The organism is Mucilaginibacter sp. L196, from assembly GCF_009765905.1.
In the GTDB taxonomy this organism is placed as follows: Bacteria; Bacteroidota; Bacteroidia; order Sphingobacteriales; family Sphingobacteriaceae; genus Mucilaginibacter.
The window spans coordinates 792,684-812,694 of record NZ_LMUO01000009.1; the positions used below are offsets into that span (position 1 = coordinate 792,684).

Sequence of the window (20,011 nt, forward strand, 5' to 3'; positions counted from 1 at the left end):
AAAAGTAATAAAAAGCATCAAAAAATATATGATTTTCCCCTGTTTTTACCCTCTATGCGCCACCGGCGGAGAGAGGGTCGACGAGCGTAGCGCAGTCGGGGTGAGTAAATTGTCGCGCGACTCAATGAAGTTTCGCCAACGTTAAGGGGTGAGTAAACTTTTCAACAAAATCAACCCAACTTTTCACCCAACAAAATCAACCAAAAAGCGTTAGCTTTGAGTTAACCAACCATTATAGCCATGAAATTAGTATCCTACAAAACCGAAGACCGGGAGCACCTTGGTATTTACATAAACGGGCATATTTATAATTTAAACTCCTGTGATAAGCTGATACCCGATAACATGAGCGGGTTTTTGTGGGGTGGTGATGAGCTGATGGAGCGTGCACAAAAAGTAAATACCGCTATCAGCGCTGGGAAACTTGAAGCCCGCGAAGAACTGTTTTTCGAGTTGATAGCACCTGTGCCGCACCCCACATCGTGCCGGGATGGTTACGCCTTCCGTCAGCATGTGGAAACTGCCCGCCGCAACAGAGGAGTGGGGATGATAGCCGAGTTCGACCAGTACCCGATATTTTATTTCACCAACCATAACGCAATACAGGGCCCCGGCGAAATTGAGTGTATGCCCGATCATTTTCAGCAGTTGGATTTTGAGCTGGAAGTTGCCGTGGTACTCAATAAAAAAGGTAAAAATATCCGTGCCGCCGAGGCGGATAGCTTCATCGCCGGATATATGATTATGAATGATATGAGCGCCCGTACCCTGCAAATGGAGGAAATGCTGCTCAACCTTGGTCCGGCTAAGGGCAAAGATTTTTCTACCGTTATTGGTCCGTGGTTGGTAACACCGGATGAGTTGGAAGCTTACAAAGTGCCAACCAAAGCGGGCCACATCGGTAATAGCTATAATTTAAAAATGATATGCCATGTAAACGGCAAGCAAATTTCCGCAGGCACGATGGCGGATATGGACTGGACGTTTGCTGAGATCATCGAGCGCTGCGCCTATGGCTGCGATGTTTTTCCGGGCGATGTCATCGGCTCCGGCACAGTAGGCACCGGTTGCTTCCTGGAGCTGAACGGTACAGGCAAATTAAACAACCCCAACTACCAACCCCAATGGCTGCAACCTAATGATTTGGTTGAGTTGGAAGTTACGGGCTTAGGCATGCTGGGCAATATCATTAAACAATCGGATAGTGATTTTTCGATATTGGAGTTGAAAAAGAAACAGCTAATTGAACTGTAACCGTCATTGCGAGGTACGAAGCAATCTCTAAGCTGTACAAAGCGGACTTTCCTAAGTAGAGATTGCTTCGTACCTCGCAATGACGCGAGAGGTGATGACCTACTTTGCGCTCGTCGGTAACGAGTGCTTAACTCTTTCCTCATTTGCAATGCGTGTCGCGATACAATAGCTACCCATTTTAAGCACTCGTTGCAAACGATCGCAATTGTGATGTTAAAATAATCAGAATGCATCACATTTATTGTTTTTAAAGGCCAATTTACTTTGTCTTATAAGCAAGAGTATCTACTCTTTTAATAATATGACGAATATCGTCATAAGCATGTTCTTTCCATTCCGGACTATCTTTTAAATAACAAGTGATATGATCGAAACCATATCTGAAATTTGGTATTACTGTTACAGATTTAGATTCCAAAAAATAACCTGCAATAAAAACACCATCATCAACAACATCGACGCCTTTCCAATAGTGAATAGAAAATATAATATTATTTTTTAAATCTTCTACCTGAAGATATCGCTTGCCATCTGTTTGAAAATCGAACATGTTTGGCCTATATAGCGTCCAGTGGTTGTATGTGATATAACCAACCGTTTCTTCTTTTTGTAAATCATCAAATTGAACAGAAACGTATATTCTATCGTCTTTAACGCCTAATGAAAGTAAACTGGTAGTGTCGCATGTGTTTGGTAAGTGCAGACTTACACCTTTTTCGAGTATTGTTTTGGGACAATAAAAGTTATACTGACCAACAAATATGTGTAACATACTGTCAGGATTAAATTTTATAGCTATACCAGGTATAAGCGGCAACCAATTCTTTTTAACATAGTTGAAATTAGGGGGCACCGGTGATAACTTATATAAAAGCGTTTTGTCATCAGATATTTTTTCGGGCGATAAGTCTCCTTTATAAAAATAGTTTTGCTCATATTGTTTCTGAGGAGACAAAAGCATATTCTTTATTTGCTGGTAATCTAAAATTAAGCCAATTACAACGCTAAAAGATACTATCCACCCCCAAAACCTTTTGATAAAGCTCCATATTGGATTAACTTTTATCGTTTGAATCTCTGGCTTTTTTGTCGCTGTTTTATTTTTCTTCGTCGTTCTTCGTTTTTTATTTTTATTACCTCCCATTAACTTTTGAAGTTAAGAAAGTATAACATAAAAAAAACCTTTGCTGAATCTCAGTCTCCGCAGGGGCTCTCGGAGAGTACCCTGCGGTATACAATATTATTTCAGCCTGCTGTCGGCATTTTCACCGCACCACTTCCAATTCAATTTCTATCAATAAAAAACTGCTGACTCACAATCTTACCATCCTCAACCTTATAAACAGCTAGTTCTTTCACCTGCCGACTTTCGCCGCCTTTTGGGGTGATGTGCAACGAAAAAATTACACTAAAATAGCTGCCTGAAGAAATTGCATCGGATACATTTACCTCATGTATTTCAGTATTGGCTAAGAAATCCTGTTCCCTTTGTATTAGTGCCGGTAACCCTTTTACCGGTTCCGGGCCTGCAATGGGGTCAATACTGATGGCATTGTCGCTAAAAAGTTCGGTATAAGCATCCACAAATTGGCCGGCATTGCATAATTCAATAAGGCGGGATGCGATTGTTGTTATAGCTGTCATTTTGATTATCTTTTATTTTTGATAGACTCCTTTATACGATGATAGTGTTAGGTTTAAACGAATATAATTAAAATTTTGTCATCCTGAATGGAGTGAAGAATCTTCTAAAAGCGACAAGCGGGCATGGAAGGCCGCTATGCATATCGAAGAAGATTCTTCGTTCCTCAGAATGACAAATCGCTTTATGTGTAGTGGATGTCACCCTGAGCGTAGTCGAAGGGTAGGCGCAGAGGCCCGCCCGCATGCTTCGACTACGCAGCATGACCACTTTTTTGATCTTCCGAACACCCATGGTAATTTCACCGTACCAATTAATCGCCCTTATTTCTCTATCAAATAAACCTTACCCAAAACCTCATCCCTCGTTGCCCTATTTATAAACTTCGGTAAAAGGTTTTCCTGCGGATAATCAGTAAAACTTTGTAGTATTTTAAATTGAGCATGGCTCTGCACCAAAATATCCATAGATGGCTGGGTTACATAAAATACCGCGCTATCAAGTGGTTTAAAGTTCTGGAACTGCTCCAAAGGGATAAAGTCGACGTGCTTTTGATTATAAAACTGGAAGATATTGTTCTCGGTGCGTAGCGAGTAAATATGCAGGTGGTTGAATTGAGGTTGATTCAAATAATCAGCAGCCGTTATTTGTCCTTTGTAAGCTGTTATTTGCTCATAAAATACCGTATTCAGATAGAAGTTCACAAATAGCACAATCGTACAGTTCAGCAGGAAAACCTTAATGTGGTTTACTTTTATTTTATAGCAGATGAGCCCAATTATCAACAAGGCGACTACAATATCTATATAAAACCAAAACTCCTTATCCGGACTCGAAAAATAGTTAATCAGCAAAACCAAAACCGGGAATGCCACAATATAAACCCACTGCCCAACCAATCTGAATGCGGTGCCAGCCTTGCTCAACTGTTTAAAACAATAAGGTGCTGCGATCACCGCGAACAACGGGAAAATAGTATTGGTATAAAATGGCAACTGGAATTTCGACAGTGAAAACAACACCAGCAATAACAAACCACCGCACAGGGTATAATATTCTGTAAGTTTTTGTTTTTGGTAGATGCTTTTCAGGTTCTTAAACACCGCGTAATAAAATATAAGGCACCATGGCGCGAAGGCCCAAAGCAGGGTATGCACAAAGAAAAATACATCGCCCGATTTATGAGTGATGGGCCCCTTATTTACAAACCTGCCGAACTGGCTATCCCACAAAAACCATTTAATGCCCGATACATGGTGTATTCCAAATACCAGCTTCTCCGGGTGCATGTCAAACTGAATGTATAAAGCATACAACTCAGGCGAGATAAATACAATTATCAATACCGCTAAAGCCAGCCACTTAAAATTAAACAGACTGGTAAATCTCCGCTCAAATAAAACCTGCCCCAGTAAACCGCCATAAATGGCTACCATTACAAACAGTCCTTTGGTCATTAAGGCGCAGGCGGTTAACAGGGCCGCTAATATTAAGTCGGAGAATTTATAACGCTCATGCAACCGTGCAACATGGTATATGCTACCGATAACAAAAGCCATCAGGTAAGGCTCGGCGCGCACATCGGTATTGCTCATAATGATGCTTAGCGACGTCATCAATATTAAAACAGCCATGGCTGCAACTTCGGTACCGTAATACCTTTTGCTGAACAGCCAGGTATACAGCACACTCAGCATAAAAAATAATAGCGCGGGCAAGCGGTAGGCCCATTGGCTTATGCCAAACAGTTTAAAGCTGCACATCACCATCCAAAATGGAAAATGCGGCTTATCCAGCCAATCCTGGTTATAGGTAAATAGCTCGAAAAATTCTTTTTTGTAGATGAGGTTTTTAGCGATGGAGGCGTACAACCCGGGGTCATCGGTGAAGAATTTTACGTTGATGCCTGAAAAATTTACAATCAGCGCTAAAACAAACAATAATATGTAAAACGGCTTGTTTTGTACCTTCATGCAGCAAAGTAAATAATCTGCAGGCAAATATCCGAAAATAAAAAACCCCTGCCTTGCGGCAGAGGTAAAAAACTCACAACAATTGTTTAACCTTATTCAGGCTATTCCTAACTGCAATGTGGGTTTCCTTCAAATATTGTTCATAATTCGTGCCAATATTAATTTCAATATTAATGCTAATGCCATAATATTAAAATTTCTTACCGTTTCTGTAACAATAAGGCGCTAATCCTATCTTTACATTATAAATCATTTTATTTGTCTGATTATGAAAACAACAATTCGCTTAAAGGCTGTACTATTTTTAGTAGCGGCCTGTATGTTTACTGGTGCTGCGTTTGCACAAACTAAACCCATTGCCAGCCCACGCGATAGTGTAAGCGCAGTAGTCGCCGGCTCTACTATTGTTATCAATTATGGTAGCCCTTCTGTTAAAGGGCGCAAAATTTGGGATGGTTTAGTTCCATACAAAGCTGTTTGGCGCACCGGTGCTAACGAAGCAACCCGTTTTACAACCACCAAAGCTATCACCGTTGCAGGCAAAAGGTTACCTGCAGGTACTTATGGTTTCTTCGCTATTCCCGGCGAAAAAACATGGACTATCATTTTTAATAGCGTAGCTAACCAATGGGGCGCGTTTAAGTATGATGCATCAAAAGATGTTTTACGTGTAACCGTAACCCCTGAACCGGCAACCAAACACGAAAGATTGCTTTACACTATTGACGCCAATGGTTTCAGCCTGATTTGGGATGAGCTTGAAGTGCCTGTTAGCATAAAATAAGCTATAAGTAACAATTATATATAAAAGCCATCAGGAGATAGTCCCGGTGGCTTTTTGCTTTTCTGCGGATAATTTATCCGCTATATTTACCCCATGCGCAAAAGGCCCCAAAGCAGCATTCTAAAGAAACGGATCATCGTTATAGCAATACTTGCTGTAGTATATTTCCTGTTGCAATGGCTCGAGACTTATCCTTTGGTTATTGAGCGCTATTACTCAACCGGTATATACCCGGTAATTTGCCATATTTTTCACCCGGTATTTAACCTGTTCCCGTTTAGTGTTGGCGATATTTTATACCTTGTAGCCATTGCTTTCATCGTTTATTATCTAGTTAAACTGATACGTTTATTGTTTAAAAAGCAGTTTAAACCTGCCGGGATGTTGGCATTAGGAATCATCATCACCCTGCAAATCGCCACCTTGAGTTTTTATTTTTTATGGGGATTGAATTACTTCCGCCCCTCAGCGGGGGAAAGACTAAAACTGGCAGATAGCGACTACACCACCCAACAACTCTACAGCCTCACCCAAATGGCTATCGATAGCGCCAACGCCACCCGCGCGCGCGTTACTCCCGCCGATTTGCAGCAAGGTAATAAAGCCATCATCCAAACAGCCATTAAAGCAGTGCTGGTAATGTCCGATAGTTCAAAAAATTTTTCAACGTATAGCCCGGATATTAAACTGTCATTATTTACACCTGTCATCAATTACCTGGGCACATCGGGTTATTATAACCCTTTCACCACCGAATCGCAGATCAATTACCAAATGCCGGTATTCCTGCGGCCGTTTGTGGCTTGTCACGAGATGTCGCATCAAATGGGTTACGGTGCGGAAGATGAAGCTAATTTTGTAGGCTTCCTAACCGGCATCAAATCAAACGACCGTCTATTGCGCTACTCCGCCTGGCACGAACTGGTTGACGAATGCATGGGCGATTTGCACATGCGCGATAGCACCCTTCAACTCCAACTAAAAAAACGCGTACTGCCCCAGGTACACCTCGATTTTGTTGCCGAACGCAATTACTGGATCTCGCACGAAAGCGCCATCGATGTAATAAGCAGCCTGTTTTACAACAATTTTTTAAAGGCGAACAACCAACCGCACGGCCTGCAAACCTATAACCGCATGGTAAGGCTGGTAATGTCGTGGAAAAAAGGAGCGAGAAGCGAAGTGCCGGTACCAGTAGTCAGAAAATGAAAAAAGGAAGCAAGGGCCTTGTGTGATTCCCGCTTTGGACAATGTAATTAAGTAACGAGGAAATAATTTTTCACCCTCTTTCCGGCCTGCCGGAGAGAGGGTCGACCAGCGCAGCGTAGTCGGGGTGAGTCAACTGTGCGTCAGGTATTTGCGCTAATGTCGCTCGTGTAATTACGCACTCGGTCTTTGCTTCTCTCGACCACCCTCTCTCGCTGCGCGACAAAGAGGGTAAAAAGCCTAATCATCATTGCTCCGCGTTCAGTCTGCATGAATGGCCTTACAGCAATGACACGTTGGTTTAGAATAGGCTAAAAGCCCCTCCCTCATGCTTCGACTACGCTCAGCATAACACCCTTAAAATATTTTGCTAATTTTGCTTCATTACATGAAACAACATCTACACCACCCGGTATTCAAAATCATATCAAAAATAGCAGGCGAAACTAATTTACAAGCTTATGCTATTGGTGGCTTTGTACGCGATATTTTTTTAAAACGCCCATCAAAGGATATTGATATTGTGGTGATTGGCAACGGCATTGACTTTGCCGAAAAGGTTGCTAAAAAACTGAATGTAAAGCTGGCTGTGTTTAAAAATTTCGGCACCGCACAATTAAAATACCAGGATTTGGAAATTGAATTTGTAGGTGCCCGCAAGGAATCCTATCGTTTAGATTCCCGAAAACCACTGGTTGAAAATGGCACTTTAGAAGACGACCAAAAACGCCGTGATTTCACCATAAATGCTTTGGCAATCTCCTTGCACCCGGATACTTATGGCGAGTTACTTGATCCCTTTGGCGGAATGGCCGATATGGAGCAGAAATTAATCCGCACACCCTTAAACCCAGTGGAGACTTTTTCGGATGATCCGTTGCGGATGATGCGGGCTATTCGTTTTGCTTCGCAACTAAATTTCAGGATTGATGATATTGCCGTAGCTGCAATCAAAGCAAATACCGATAGGATCAGCATTGTATCGCAGGAACGGGTTACGGATGAGTTAAATAAGATCATTTTATCGCCTATACCATCTATCGGGTTTAATTATTTGTTTGATACAGGTTTGCTCCATAAGATTTTCCCACAAATGGTAACACTTTACGGGGTTGATTATATTGATGGTAAAGGCCATAAGGACAATTTTTATCATACCTTGCAGGTGTTGGATAACATTTGCACCACAACCGATGACCTTTGGCTGCGTTGGGCTGCCATATTGCACGATATTGCCAAACCTGCTACCAAACGTTTTGAACCAGGCCACGGCTGGACATTCCACGGTCATGAAGATAAAGGCGCACGCATGGTGCCCAAGATATTCGCCCAGTTAAAGTTGCCGCTGAACGAAAAGATGAAGCAGGTGCAGAAACTGGTTCAATTGCACTTGAGGCCGATAGTTTTGTCGCAATCTATCGTGACGGATTCGGCGGTGAGGCGTTTGCTTTTTGAGGCAGGTGACGACATTGAAGGATTAATGCTGTTGTGTAAAGCAGACGTTACCACCAAAAATGAATATAAAGTAAAAAAATATCGCCAGAATTTCGATCTCGTTCAACAAAAATTAAAAGATGTTGAGGAGCGCGATAATATGCGAAACTGGCAACCACCCATTACTGGATTGGATATTATGCACTTATTTGGTATAAAAGAAGGTCGGGAAGTAGGAATAATTAAAAATCAGATCCGCGAAGCTATCCTGGAGGGGGAAATTCCAAACTCGCGCGAGGAGGCAATTGAGTACACAATTTTAAAAGGCACAGAAATTGGCTTAAAAGTTGTGGAAAGGATTTAATGAATTTTTGAAACGATATTTTTACAGTTCATATTTAAAAAAAACTGTATATATCAAATCAAAGTTCGGGGATTAGAATAAAATTAAAATATTATTTTTGTTAGCTTAAAATCTACTATATAAAAATGGCACTATACAGGTTCAGGGTTACTTTTGAAGACTACGATGATGTAATGAGAGAGATTGATGTAAAATCAAATCAAACTTTCGAGGACCTTCATCGTGCTATTCACCAGTCAACAGGTTACAATCCCGAATATCCTTCGTCTTTCTACATCAGCAATGATCAATGGACCAAAGGCGAAGAGATTACCTATTTACCAAACCAACGCAGGATTGATCGCGGGGTATCGTTAATGGATAAAGTGAAGCTGAGTAGCTTTATTGATGATCCGCACCAGAAATTTTACTACACTTTTAATTTCGACCGCCCGTTTGATTTTCACGTGGAGCTGATGAAAATTATACTGGAAGATGCTAAAGGCGTTACCTATCCAGCTGTTATTAAATCAGTTGGCGAGGCACCTAAGCAATTCGGCAATGTAGTTAATGTGGCTGCGCAGCCCGCAACTGAAGAAGAAGGTGACTTTGACTTTTTGCACGAAGAACTTGGCTTTAATCCGGAAGATGCAGATGAATTAACCGGGGTACTGGATACTGAAGAAGAAGTTGGCGAAGTTGGCGTTCGTGGTGCTGATGATGAAGAAGAGGACGAATTTGGCAGCGAGTTTTCTGATAACGAAGGTTTCGATGACGAAAAATCGCACGACGACTATTAATTAGTCGATGGACCATAGTTTATAGTCCATAGCAAAGCTGCTGAAAAATAAAGGTATAAATTTTGCTATGGTCTATTGACCATCGACTAGAATATGAATAACAACAAAACCCTCATCGTAATAGCCGGCCCTACCGCTGTTGGTAAAACGGCTATAGCCATACAAGTTGCCAAGCATTACAATACGGTTGTGTTATCTGCCGACTCGCGCCAGTTTTACCGCGAAATGAGCATTGGTACAGCTAAACCTGATGCAGATGAATTGGCGGCGGTTAAGCACCATTTTATTGATTCGCACTCTATACATGAAAATTTTAGCGTAGGCGATTTTGAAAAGCAGGCTTTGGCTTTGCTGGATGAATTATTTAAGGAGTATGACGCGGTTGTAATGGCTGGTGGGTCAGGCTTGTATATTAAGGCGATTTGTGAGGGTTTTGATAACCTGCCGGTAGCTGATGCGGGCATCAGAGATAAATTAAACAAGGACTTTACCGAGCTTGGCATAAAGCATTTGCAGGAGCGATTGAAAGAAGTTGACCCTGATTATTATGAGCAGGTGGATATACAAAACCCGCAACGTTTAATAAGGGCGTTGGAGGTTTTTGAAACGACAGGTAAGCCCATCTCCTATTACCGTAAGTCGACCGTTAATAAGCGTCCATTTAATATTGTGAAGATCGGGTTGAATTTACCGAGGGATATTTTGTACCAACAGATTAATTACCGGGTTGATAAAATGATTGAGCTGGGTTTAATTGATGAAGTTAAATCGCTTATATCCCATCGCAGTTTAAACGCTTTGAATACCGTTGGGTATAGTGAGCTTTTTGATCATTTTGATGGAAATATTGATCTGGAATCTGCTTTGGAACTCATCAAACAAAATACACGTCATTTTGCCAAAAGGCAGTTAACATGGTTCCGCAAGGACAAAGATATACACTGGCTGGAAGCTGATGATGAGGATGTGGTGAATGATATTGTGAGGCACGCGGAATTAGTGGTTACCTGATTTTTTTCCATTTGTCATGCTGAGGGACGAAGCATCTATCCGCTACTCTGCCAGCGGCGAGCTTATCGATAGATTCTTCACTGCGTTCAGAATGACAAAGATGAGAAACATCCTCTCCACAACCGTGTGTAATATTTACCTTCCCAAGCCCTAAAATCCATCAAATTTTCCTCACTTTTGTGTATGGATACCCGCAGGAACTTTATAAAAAAGGCAGCGTTATTGACCGGCGCGACAGGACTAACCACTATTCTACCATCGGCTATTCAGCGGGCTATGGCTATTAACCCTATGCCGGGCAGCACCTACATGGATGCCGAGCATGTGGTCATCCTTATGCAGGAAAACCGCTCATTCGATCATATGTTTGGTACTTTGCGGGGTGTACGGGGATATAATGATCCACGTGCAATTCATCTGCCCAATAAAAACAAAGTATGGCTGCAAAGCAATGATAAGGGCGAAACTTATGCGCCGTTTCATCTCGATATAAAGAACACCAAATCTACCTGGATGAATTCCTTACCCCATACATGGCAAAACCAGGTGGCCGCCCGTAACGATGGCAAATTTGATAAATGGTTGGAATCAAAACGATCTGGCAATGCGGCTTATGCTGATATGCCATTAACTTTAGGCCATCATAACCGGGATGATATTCCTTTTTATTATGCTTTGGCTGATGCGTTTACGGTATGCGATCAAAACTTTTGTTCGTCGCTTACTGGTACCAGTCCTAATAGGTTATTCTTTTGGTCGGGCACCATACGCGAGCAGCAAAATGAAGATTCGCACGCCAGTGTATGGAACGAGGATGCTGATTTTGGCGGCTTAAAATGGACTACTTTTCCTGAACGGTTAGAGGATAACGGCATCAGCTGGAAATGTTACCAGAACGAAATTGGTATTGAAACAGGTTTAAGCGAGGAAGAGGGAGAATGGCTATCGAATTTTACGGATAACCCGCTGGAATACTTCGCGCAGTACAATATCTTCCTGAATAAAAAAAGAAACAGCTATGCGCAAAAACGCAAGGTAGAGTTGAGCACTGAGATTGAGACAGTCAAACAAAAAATAGTGGGTTTACCTGTGGGTAATGCGCAAGCTCCCCACCTGAAAGCAAAGCTAAAAGCCAAACAAAATGACCTTGCTGATATAGAAAAAGAACTAGCAGCGATTAAACCGGGTGCATTTGAAAAGCTATCGCGAAGAGATAAAAACATCCACGAAAAAGCATTTATAACCAACCAAAAGGAGACGGATTACCGCGAGCTAACCACCTTGACTTATGATGACAACGGCACCAAACGCGAGGTTAAAGTACCTAAAGGCGATGTGTTGAAGCAATTTAGAGAGGATGTGAATAGCGGCAGTTTACCAACCGTGTCGTGGTTGGTGGCGCCTGAGAATTTCTCTGATCATCCGAGCGCGCCGTGGTATGGTGCCTGGTATGTATCTGAAGTGATGGATATATTGACTAAGAACCCTGAAGTTTGGAAAAAGACCATCTTCATTTTAAATTATGATGAGAACGATGGTTATTTTGACCACGTGCCGCCGTTTGTAGCGCCGCATTCGCATAGGCCGGGGACTGGCAAAGTATCCGAAGGCATCGATACCCGAGTAGAATATGTGACGCTGGAACAGGAACAAGCCAGAAATGGATTCCCTGAAAAAGACCTTGCCGAAAGCCCTATAGGTTTAGGTTATCGTGTACCGCTTGTTATTGCTTCGCCGTGGAGCAGGGGTGGTTTTGTTAACTCGGAAGTGTTCGATCATACTTCTATCCTGCAATTTCTGGAGCATTTTTTAAGCAAGAAAACAGGCAAGCCGATCAAAGAAACTAACATCAGCGATTGGCGCCGTACCATTTGCGGGGATTTGACCTCAGTGTTTCGACAATATAATGGTGAAGAAATAAAGGAGCCCGATTTTTTGGTTAGAGATACTGTTGTTGAGGATATACACAAGGCTAAATTTAAGGCTCTGCCGAGTGATTTTAAGGTACTTACCGCGGAGGAAATCAAACAAATTAATGATGATCCGGCATCATCGCCATATCTGCCTAAGCAGGAAGTCGGCATCAGGCCATCATGTGCGGTAAATTATCAATTACATGCCGATGGTAGTTTGAATGAGGACCGCTCTATCTTTAATATCACCTTTGCTGCCGGGAGCCGCTTTTTTGGAGCAGATGCCTTGGGTGCGCCTTATAATGTGTATGCACCAGGCAGGTATTTACAGGAAGATGCTCGTAGCTGGGCATATGCCCTTAAAGCGGGCGATCATTTAACTGATAGCTGGCCATTGCATGCATTTGAAGGAGGCAATTATCATTTGCGGGTATATGGGCCTAATGGGTTCTTCCGCGAGTTTGGTGGTAGTGCTGGTGACCCTGAAGTTGCTTTAGTTTTTGATTATCAGGCTACAAAAGATAAAAAACCTACGGGTGATGTTGCCATATCTTTCAGGAATTTAGGTAAGCAAACCTGTCGCCTGCAATTGATTGATAATACCGGGCGGGAACCTGTTAAAACGTTGCCATTAGCGGCCGGAAGTGTACTGACCGGTATAATTAAACTGCAAAAGAGTTATGGCTGGTATGATTTTACCATAAAAAGTGAAGACTCTGATATTTATTTAAGACGATTTGCCGGGCATGTTGATACCGGACAATCCAGTTTTAGTGACCCTATTATGGGTAGGGTGAGCGTGTGATTATAACGGATTCCGTAAAGACCATTAGTATTCAGAAGATCAAAAAAAGGAAGCATTGGCCTTGTGCGATTCCCGCCTAGGGGCAGGGAAGGGTGGGGTTTAACAGATTATCTGGTGTGTAAACCCTGCCACTTCATATCCAATCGCGCCTCTCCCCTGGGGGGAATTAAAAACCGCAATGCAATCTTCCGAACACCTATGGCGTACAGACCATTGTCATTTCAATTAACTATAACGGCTTTCTTACCGCTGCCGGGTTAATATTCAACTTATTCAATACCGGTATCCCCGGAGGGTTAACCAGTGCAATTTGCATAGGTGCTAGCTGGGATGCGCGGGTTTTCTTGTTCAGGAAACTACCTTTTAAACGGGTTATAGTATAATATTGCAGGGTATCTACAATTAATAACTGCCAGCCTTTTGCTTTTACACTTTTTATAACAGCGGGGTTAGCATACAGATAAAAAGTATTTTCAGGAACGGATTTTATGGTATCAGGGTTAACGGTTTGCAGTGGCCTGTTCAGGTAAAATTCCATAGCCCAGGCATCATTATCGCATTGTATTACCGGGTATTTTTTCAGGTCGTGGTGGTTGATCCACTCCGCGGCCTGGCTGCCTGCCTGGTATTGGAGCAGGGTTGGATAAAAAGCCATGTTAAGGTAAACGTTCACTATAAACGAAACCAGTATGGTGCTGATGATAATGCGTTGGATGCCATCGTGGCTAACTTGTCGCGGTACAATAATCATGGCAACATACAGGATTAACAGCATAATCATAACCGGTGCTGTTAACGCTGAATAAAAGAAATATTCGATAGTGCAGATGAGCGCGATCATGATAGCGATTACCGCGATTTGCGTAATGCGGATAGCTTTAATGCTCTTAGGCAATTGCACGCCGTACAGGTATTGCGCCGTAATAATGGCAAAAAACGGGAACACGATATTCATGTAATGCGGCAGCTGGAACTTGGATGCTGAGAACAGTAAAAAAGTAAGCAAGGCAGCGCTGATACAGTACCATTCCTGCCCCTTTGTGTTTTTTATACCTGTTTTTATAAAGCGGTATATCGACACAAAAAGCAATAACGACCATGGCAAAAATGCCCAAAGCGTGGTGTGCACAAAGAAAAACGGATCGCCACCGCCTTTGATGGGGCCGGTATTGAAGAAACGCCCAAACTGACTATCCCAGAAAAAGAATTTGATCCCCGAAACATTGGTATGATCAAAAACAACCTTCTCAGGATGAATATCGAACTGGTAATACAGGCAATACAGTTCGGGGATGATGAATATCAGCACGAATATAATCGCTACCAACCATTTCCAGTTGAACAGTTGTTTCCATTGCCGGGTGATGATGAACTGACCAACAATAGCGCCACCAATAGGAATAATAGCGAACATGCCTTTAGTCATGATAGCGCAGGCGGTAAAGATACAGCCCGCCAGCAGATGCCAATAATTATTGCGGATGTTAGCTTTATAAAAATGATATACCGCGGCAATGATCAGTCCGGTTAAATAGGGTTCGGCACGAACATCGTTATTAGAAAGTAAGATGTGCTGGGCGGTAAGCAGTATCAGCACCGACCATAGGGCAATTTGTTTATTGTACAGGCTTTTGGCGAAGTAATAAGTATACACAGCGCCCATCAGCAAAAACAAGATCCCCGGCAGTTTATAGGCCCAGGTACCAAAGCCAAACAGGTTAAAAGATAGAGCTGCTATCCAGAACGGGAAATGGGGCTTATCAAGCCAATCGCGGCCGTTTACAGCCAGATTTATATAATCATGATGCAATACCATGGTTTTGGATATGGTGGCGTACAACGCAGCATCAGGCCCCATAATGGTAACAAATAAGCCACTAAAATTAACCGCGACAGCCAGCGCAATAAAAAAGTAAAGCCATTTTAATTGCTTAGCCGGGATAGTTTGCTCCATAAATAATTTGTAATTCGGGTATGGGCAAATATAATGAGAAAAAATTGTCATTGCGATGGTTGGGGTAGTCGGGAACTTGTAATAACGAACCAATCGCGAACTTGTAATCCGGCTTGCTTCCGTGCGATTGCTTCGTTCCTCGCAATGACAATTAAAAAAATATTTATAAGAACTTTAGGATATTCTCGGTGGTATCCACCTCTCCTAACCTTGGGAAAATGTATTTGAAGCTGTGGTTGTGGGCGTCGGCAAACATGTCGGTCATGGCGTCGCTGGCGAAGGTTACGTTGTAGCCTAATGCTGCTGCTGTACGTGCGGTACCTTCAACACCTATGCTGGTTGCAACACCACCAATTACAATACCGGTTACGCCTGCTTTTTTAAGCTGCGCATCAAGGTCGGTGCTGTCGAAAGCGCCCCAGGTTGATTTGGTAACGAAGATGTCGGAATCTATTGTTTTGATTTCAGGGATGATTTCGATGAAATCCGCTGGTAATGAACCACCATGAGATGGTGCTGGCTCTTTGCGTGATGGTTTAAATTTTGCAGGATCTACATTAACAATTACAACCGGCTGACCGGCTTTGTGAAAAGCATCGGCTAACTTAGCTGTGTTTTCGATTATACCGGCTATTGGGTGCGCTACCGGGAAAGCTACGATCCCTTTTTGCATGTCGATTAATACGAGTGCTGTTTTTTCGTCTAAGGCAGTTATCATAATAGTGAATTGTTTATTGAGTTTATTAAGTGAGTAGTTATTTTCTAATGTTTAAATGTTGGATTGTAACAACTTAATCAACCTGTTCAACCATTCACCAATTTTAATAAGGCAAACTTACAAGTTTAACTTATTATGTTAAAAAAATAATTGTCATTGAATAAACATTTTGATGGTTTTGAGGTATTAATAAATATAATTAATCTCAACATATCATGAAATACGCATTTCTTTTCGGCACCAGCGCCTTTATAGTTCCACAGGGTGTTATTACTGTTGCTAATGACGATATTACCAAGCAGATCCTGCATGTTCATTCTCTTTACCATGATAACGACCCGGCATCGTTTTTCAGTATAAACCTGGATATTCAGGATGCCGCGGGCAATTACATACGCCTTACCGAAAACAAAGCTGAAAGCGAAGGCAATTACAAGGTTGAAACCGAACGAAACAGCGTTAAGGTATTAAACGGTAATGGATCTGTACTGATACATGTTCATCAATTGGATAACGAAACAGCGATGAATCTTGAACATAATATTACCGCGGAATTTGAGGTAAACATGCCTTTGGCGGTGATACGCATTAGCGGTGACTTTATGGCTGATGGCGTACACGTTATTGCCGAAAACGAGAAGCTTTGGGTTAATGAAGATTCCTGGGCAACAGCGGCGCTGTCAGGTACCGGGCCATTGCGCTTTACAGCGGCAGGCGTGGCTATTTAATAACAATATAAGCAACGTAAACTATGCCACATGGTAAGTTTGCGTCGCTTAATTATATAATGACTTCTATACAGAAGAGGATTTTCCAGCCTTTTAATCAGCCAATTCATAACAATCAAAGCCTGCGGTTTGCAGGGTTGATTCTACTTTGCGTGGGCAAAGGTCATTGCTTACAATACGCAGGATGCGGTCGCAATCATCCAGGTCGACATTCCAATCCTCGATAGCCGGCATGGCGGTTAATAAGGGTTTAATCTTACTAACCGCTTTTAAGTCGGCAACATTTGTTACAAATACCAGTATATCCATGCAGGGGTATTTTTTTAATTTAATTATTCGGTTGCTTTTGGAGCTTCGGTTTTAAAATCTTCCCAATCGCCAAACCTTCCGCCACGGTGGTGGCCACTGAAACCTCCGCACATGCGCTCGGCCATTTTTTGTTTGAAGCGTTCTTTTTCTTCGGGGGTCATGTTTTTAAACTTTTCCTCCATACGGCGGCGCATCCATGGCCCTCCGCCTCCATTACCCCAGCCTCTACCACCTTTACCAAAACCAAACAGTATTTTGCATAATATAAATATGCCCATGGCCTGCCAAAAAGTTATTATGCCTACGTGCAGTATAGCAGGCAGCAGGTTATTCCATAACTGCATCACCACAAAACTTACCAGCGATAAAACAACCGCTGCCAGTATCGGGATAAAAATAAATCGTCCTTTAAAAAATATTCTTTTCATGTCTTTAATTTTTAATATTCTGTAATCTCTTCATATAATTGTTTCAACCGTTTACGCAGGTGCAGTACAGCATAGCGTTTACGGGTTACCAGGGTTTGCACATTATCACCGGTTAGTTCTGCCATCTCGGCAAAGGAAACATCCTCCAGTTCGTTCCAAATGAAAACCTGGCGTTGTTTCTCGGGCAGTTCATCCAGCGCTAAAAAAAGTTCCTCCCAAAAAAGATTGCGCAGGTATTCTGTTTCGGGGGTAGAAGCTTCTGTTAGCAAGATGGCTTTAAAGTCGGTGCCATCATCATCAGTGTCCTCATCGCTGCCCACCAGCATATCGTCCAATAGCGTTTCTGATTTCTTTTTATGCTTATCGGTAATTTTGTTGGTGGCAACCTTGTACAACCAGGCGCCTGTTTGTTCTATCGGCTGCGAATTGATCACTGAACTAAACTGGTACCAAACATCCTGCAGGATGTCTTCGGCATCGGCATCGCTTTTTACCCTGCGACGAATAAAGCCCAGCAAGTTTTTACCATACGATTTTATCGTTTGTATAACGTGACTGTTTTTATCCTCGGGCATTACGGCTGTTACCAATGTATTGTGCATTTAAAGATAAAGACGATTGGGCAATAAAAACATTTTAAATTATTTATAAAAAAAAACAGCATCCGGTTGGGTGCTGCTTTTTTTATAAATAATAGTGATTTGTGAGTGGTTGTTTGGAGATTAGTTATGTGGTGGAGATTCCTCACCCGACTTCGCTTCGCTCTTTCCCTCTCTATTGCTGCGCAACAAAGGGAAAGAGCACCGTGACTAGTGATTGATTAATTAATTAACTCAAGTTGCTAGATAAAAGATACTAAGAAGTGAGCATCAAAGAATAAATTTGAGTTACCACGCTTAAAGGAATTCTAAGCGATGCCCACTAAAGATAAAATTATAGGAATATTTTTTTCAGAGATGATTTGTTGAAAACGAGCGGTCGTTATGAAGACGTCCGTCTGCAAATAATCGAAAGCGAGATCATTACAATGTTTTAAGCGTAAAATTTAAGCAGATAAAAAAATAAATAAAATGTTCAAATATATGTAGTTAACTACATATATTTGAACATAAATAATTTGGTATGGAAAATACACTAACCATCAAACCCATTTACAACGATTATTGCGATCAGATCATAGACCTGATCTTATCCATCCAGCAAAAAGAATTTGGACTAACTATCACTATTAATCAGCAACTTGATCTGCTGGATGTGGAGACCAATTACCATCAGGGCGGCGGGAATTTCTGGGGCGCATTTCTGGGCGACAAACTGATTGGCACTATCGCATTGATCAATTGTGGGCATAATTCAGCTTGTATCCGTAAGATGTTTGTTAAAAAAGAATATCGGGGTAAGGAACTGGGCACTGCACAACAATTGCTCAATACATTGCTGCAATATTGCAGCGAGAAGGAAATCACAGATATATATTTAGGCACGGTTCACCAGCTAAAAGCCGCGCACCGGTTTTATGAGCGCAATAGTTTTACCCCGATAGCTGTTGCCGATCTGCCGCCTTATTTCCCGCTCATGGTTACTGACAATATGTTTTATCAATTACATTTAGATAAACAAACCGCGCTATGAATGTTATCAACGAATTGGGTATACTGGCTATTGCCACCCGTTTACAGCGCCTCGCCGAGCAAATGCGCAAGGATGGCCTGATGATCTATAAAGCTCATGGCGTAGATTTCGAACCTAAGTGGTTCCCGGTAATTTATACGCTGCATGTTAAGCCGGGTTTGAGCGTGGTTGAGTTATCTGCCGAGATCGGGTACTCGCACCCTTCCACCATAACCTTATTAAAGGAGCTGGAAAAACAAAAGCTGATAAAATCAGGAAAGGATAAAACCGACGAGCGCAAGCGCTTGTTGCAGTTGACCGAAAAAGGGCAGGCGCTTATAAACAGGATGAAGCCTGTTTGGCAAATAATGATAGCCGCTACAACACAATTAACCGAAACCAAAAACAACCTGATGAAGGCGATAGAAGAGGTGGAACAACAAATGGAGCTGCAAGGCTTTTACCAACGCGCCAAAGTTATTATGGCGGCTAATGAATTGAAAGACGAGGAAGAACTTTAACATAGCGATGGGTTTCAAACATATCGCTATAAAGAAATAATTACAATTATCAAATATACAACACCTATTGTTTATGCCTGTTACATTAAGAAATATAAAGAAAGAAGATAACGAAGAGTTAGCGCGCATTATCCGCGCATCGTTGGTTGAGTTTGATGTGCCTAAAATCGGCACTGTATATTCTGATCCGGATACCGATCACTTGTTCGAAATGTTTGAAGAGGCGCCAGCAAGCTGCTATTTTGTAGCCGAAGAAGATGGCGCCTTAATTGGCGGCTGCGGCATATACCCAACACCAGGATTACCCGCCGGCTATGCCGAACTGGTAAAACTATACCTCATAAACGCTACCCGCGGCCGGGGCATAGGCAAAATGATGATGGACAAATGTTACGAAGCAGCTAAAGCGATGGGCTATACACATTTGTACCTCGAGTCGTTCCCGCAATTAGCAAAAGCAGTAAGCCTTTATGAAAAGGCTGGCTTTAAACCTTTGACTGGCGCTTTGGGTAATTCGGGGCATTTTGCCTGTACTATCTGGATGGTGAAAGAATTGTAAAACTACTTAGTAACTTTC

At 42.2% G+C, this 20,011-nt stretch carries 19 protein-coding genes; 11 read left to right on the plus strand and 8 right to left on the minus strand.

Going from position 1 to position 20,011, the window contains the following annotated elements:
• The first annotated feature begins 240 nt into the window (after window positions 1-240).
• Window positions 241-1,254: a fumarylacetoacetate hydrolase family protein gene (locus tag GSQ74_RS06985; RefSeq protein WP_158991537.1), complete on the plus strand. Its 1,014-nt coding sequence runs from the start codon at window positions 241-243 to the stop codon at window positions 1,252-1,254.
• 259 nt (window positions 1,255-1,513) lie between these two features.
• On the opposite strand, the gene GSQ74_RS06990 is transcribed toward GSQ74_RS06985, so the two are convergent.
• The 3 genes from GSQ74_RS06990 to GSQ74_RS07000 all read right to left on the minus strand — a co-directional run bounded on the left by GSQ74_RS06990 (window position 1,514) and on the right by GSQ74_RS07000 (window position 4,869).
• On the minus strand, window positions 1,514-2,398 hold the full coding sequence (locus GSQ74_RS06990) for a hypothetical protein (RefSeq protein ID WP_158991540.1): 885 nt from the start codon (window positions 2,396-2,398) through the stop codon (window positions 1,514-1,516).
• Window positions 2,399-2,538: 140 nt separating this feature from the next.
• On the minus strand, window positions 2,539-2,898 hold the full coding sequence (locus GSQ74_RS06995; RefSeq protein ID WP_158991543.1) for a nuclear transport factor 2 family protein: 360 nt from the start codon (window positions 2,896-2,898) through the stop codon (window positions 2,539-2,541).
• 321 nt (window positions 2,899-3,219) lie between these two features.
• Window positions 3,220-4,869 (minus strand): glycosyltransferase family 39 protein, encoded by a 1,650-nt coding sequence (locus tag GSQ74_RS07000; protein WP_158991545.1) that lies wholly within the window; start codon window positions 4,867-4,869, stop codon window positions 3,220-3,222.
• 268 nt (window positions 4,870-5,137) lie between these two features.
• Here GSQ74_RS07000 and GSQ74_RS07005 point away from each other — a divergent pair, with 268 nt between their 5' ends.
• From GSQ74_RS07005 to GSQ74_RS07030, 6 genes are all read left to right on the plus strand, one after another.
• On the plus strand, window positions 5,138-5,653 hold the full coding sequence (locus GSQ74_RS07005; RefSeq protein ID WP_158991547.1) for a DUF2911 domain-containing protein: 516 nt from the start codon (window positions 5,138-5,140) through the stop codon (window positions 5,651-5,653).
• 93 nt (window positions 5,654-5,746) lie between these two features.
• The gene (locus tag GSQ74_RS07010) at window positions 5,747-6,862 is read left to right on the plus strand and encodes a DUF3810 domain-containing protein (RefSeq protein ID WP_158991549.1); all 1,116 of its coding nucleotides are present in this window, start codon (window positions 5,747-5,749) and stop codon (window positions 6,860-6,862) included.
• A gap of 385 nt (window positions 6,863-7,247) precedes the next feature.
• Window positions 7,248-8,657, plus strand: a complete 1,410-nt coding sequence (locus tag GSQ74_RS07015; RefSeq protein WP_158991551.1) for a CCA tRNA nucleotidyltransferase — start codon at window positions 7,248-7,250, stop codon at window positions 8,655-8,657.
• Between the two features lie 125 nt (window positions 8,658-8,782).
• Window positions 8,783-9,436, plus strand: coding sequence for a hypothetical protein (locus tag GSQ74_RS07020; protein WP_158991553.1), 654 nt, complete (start codon window positions 8,783-8,785; stop codon window positions 9,434-9,436).
• A gap of 93 nt (window positions 9,437-9,529) precedes the next feature.
• Complete coding sequence (miaA, locus tag GSQ74_RS07025; RefSeq protein WP_158991555.1) at window positions 9,530-10,447, plus strand: tRNA (adenosine(37)-N6)-dimethylallyltransferase MiaA; 918 nt, start codon at window positions 9,530-9,532, stop codon at window positions 10,445-10,447.
• Between the two features lie 183 nt (window positions 10,448-10,630).
• Window positions 10,631-13,165, plus strand: a complete 2,535-nt coding sequence (locus GSQ74_RS07030) for a phosphocholine-specific phospholipase C (RefSeq protein WP_158991557.1) — start codon at window positions 10,631-10,633, stop codon at window positions 13,163-13,165.
• A 229-nt stretch (window positions 13,166-13,394) separates the two neighbouring features.
• On the opposite strand, the gene GSQ74_RS07035 is transcribed toward GSQ74_RS07030, so the two are convergent.
• Window positions 13,395-15,170 carry a glycosyltransferase family 39 protein gene (locus GSQ74_RS07035; RefSeq protein WP_254060826.1) on the minus strand — a complete coding sequence of 592 codons (1,776 nt, stop codon included), beginning with the start codon at window positions 15,168-15,170 and terminating at the stop codon, window positions 13,395-13,397.
• Between the two features lie 112 nt (window positions 15,171-15,282).
• Window positions 15,283-15,837: an isochorismatase family protein gene (locus GSQ74_RS07040; RefSeq protein ID WP_216846686.1), complete on the minus strand. Its 555-nt coding sequence runs from the start codon at window positions 15,835-15,837 to the stop codon at window positions 15,283-15,285.
• 215 nt (window positions 15,838-16,052) lie between these two features.
• Between GSQ74_RS07040 and GSQ74_RS07045 the strand changes: the two genes are divergently transcribed.
• On the plus strand, window positions 16,053-16,565 hold the full coding sequence (locus tag GSQ74_RS07045) for a hypothetical protein (RefSeq protein ID WP_158991560.1): 513 nt from the start codon (window positions 16,053-16,055) through the stop codon (window positions 16,563-16,565).
• Between the two features lie 93 nt (window positions 16,566-16,658).
• Here the strand turns inward: GSQ74_RS07045 and GSQ74_RS07050 are convergent, their stop codons facing one another.
• From GSQ74_RS07050 to GSQ74_RS07060, 3 genes are read right to left on the minus strand one after another with little or no spacing between them, the layout of a single operon-like run.
• Window positions 16,659-16,874, minus strand: a complete 216-nt coding sequence (locus GSQ74_RS07050; RefSeq protein WP_158991563.1) for a hypothetical protein — start codon at window positions 16,872-16,874, stop codon at window positions 16,659-16,661.
• A gap of 23 nt (window positions 16,875-16,897) precedes the next feature.
• Window positions 16,898-17,302 (minus strand): hypothetical protein, encoded by a 405-nt coding sequence (locus GSQ74_RS07055; RefSeq protein WP_216846687.1) that lies wholly within the window; start codon window positions 17,300-17,302, stop codon window positions 16,898-16,900.
• Between the two features lie 11 nt (window positions 17,303-17,313).
• Window positions 17,314-17,904: an RNA polymerase sigma factor gene (locus tag GSQ74_RS07060; RefSeq protein ID WP_254060827.1), complete on the minus strand. Its 591-nt coding sequence runs from the start codon at window positions 17,902-17,904 to the stop codon at window positions 17,314-17,316.
• Between the two features lie 520 nt (window positions 17,905-18,424).
• Between GSQ74_RS07060 and GSQ74_RS07065 the strand changes: the two genes are divergently transcribed.
• The 3 genes from GSQ74_RS07065 to GSQ74_RS07075 all read left to right on the plus strand — a co-directional run bounded on the left by GSQ74_RS07065 (window position 18,425) and on the right by GSQ74_RS07075 (window position 19,993).
• Window positions 18,425-18,934, plus strand: coding sequence for a GNAT family N-acetyltransferase (locus GSQ74_RS07065; RefSeq protein WP_158991566.1), 510 nt, complete (start codon window positions 18,425-18,427; stop codon window positions 18,932-18,934).
• Window positions 18,931-19,434, plus strand: coding sequence for a MarR family winged helix-turn-helix transcriptional regulator (locus tag GSQ74_RS07070; protein WP_158991568.1), 504 nt, complete (start codon window positions 18,931-18,933; stop codon window positions 19,432-19,434). Before GSQ74_RS07065 ends, GSQ74_RS07070 begins: the two co-directional genes overlap by 4 nt.
• A 73-nt stretch (window positions 19,435-19,507) precedes the next feature.
• Window positions 19,508-19,993, plus strand: coding sequence for a GNAT family N-acetyltransferase (locus tag GSQ74_RS07075; RefSeq protein ID WP_158991570.1), 486 nt, complete (start codon window positions 19,508-19,510; stop codon window positions 19,991-19,993).
• Window positions 19,994-20,011 lie beyond the last annotated feature (18 nt).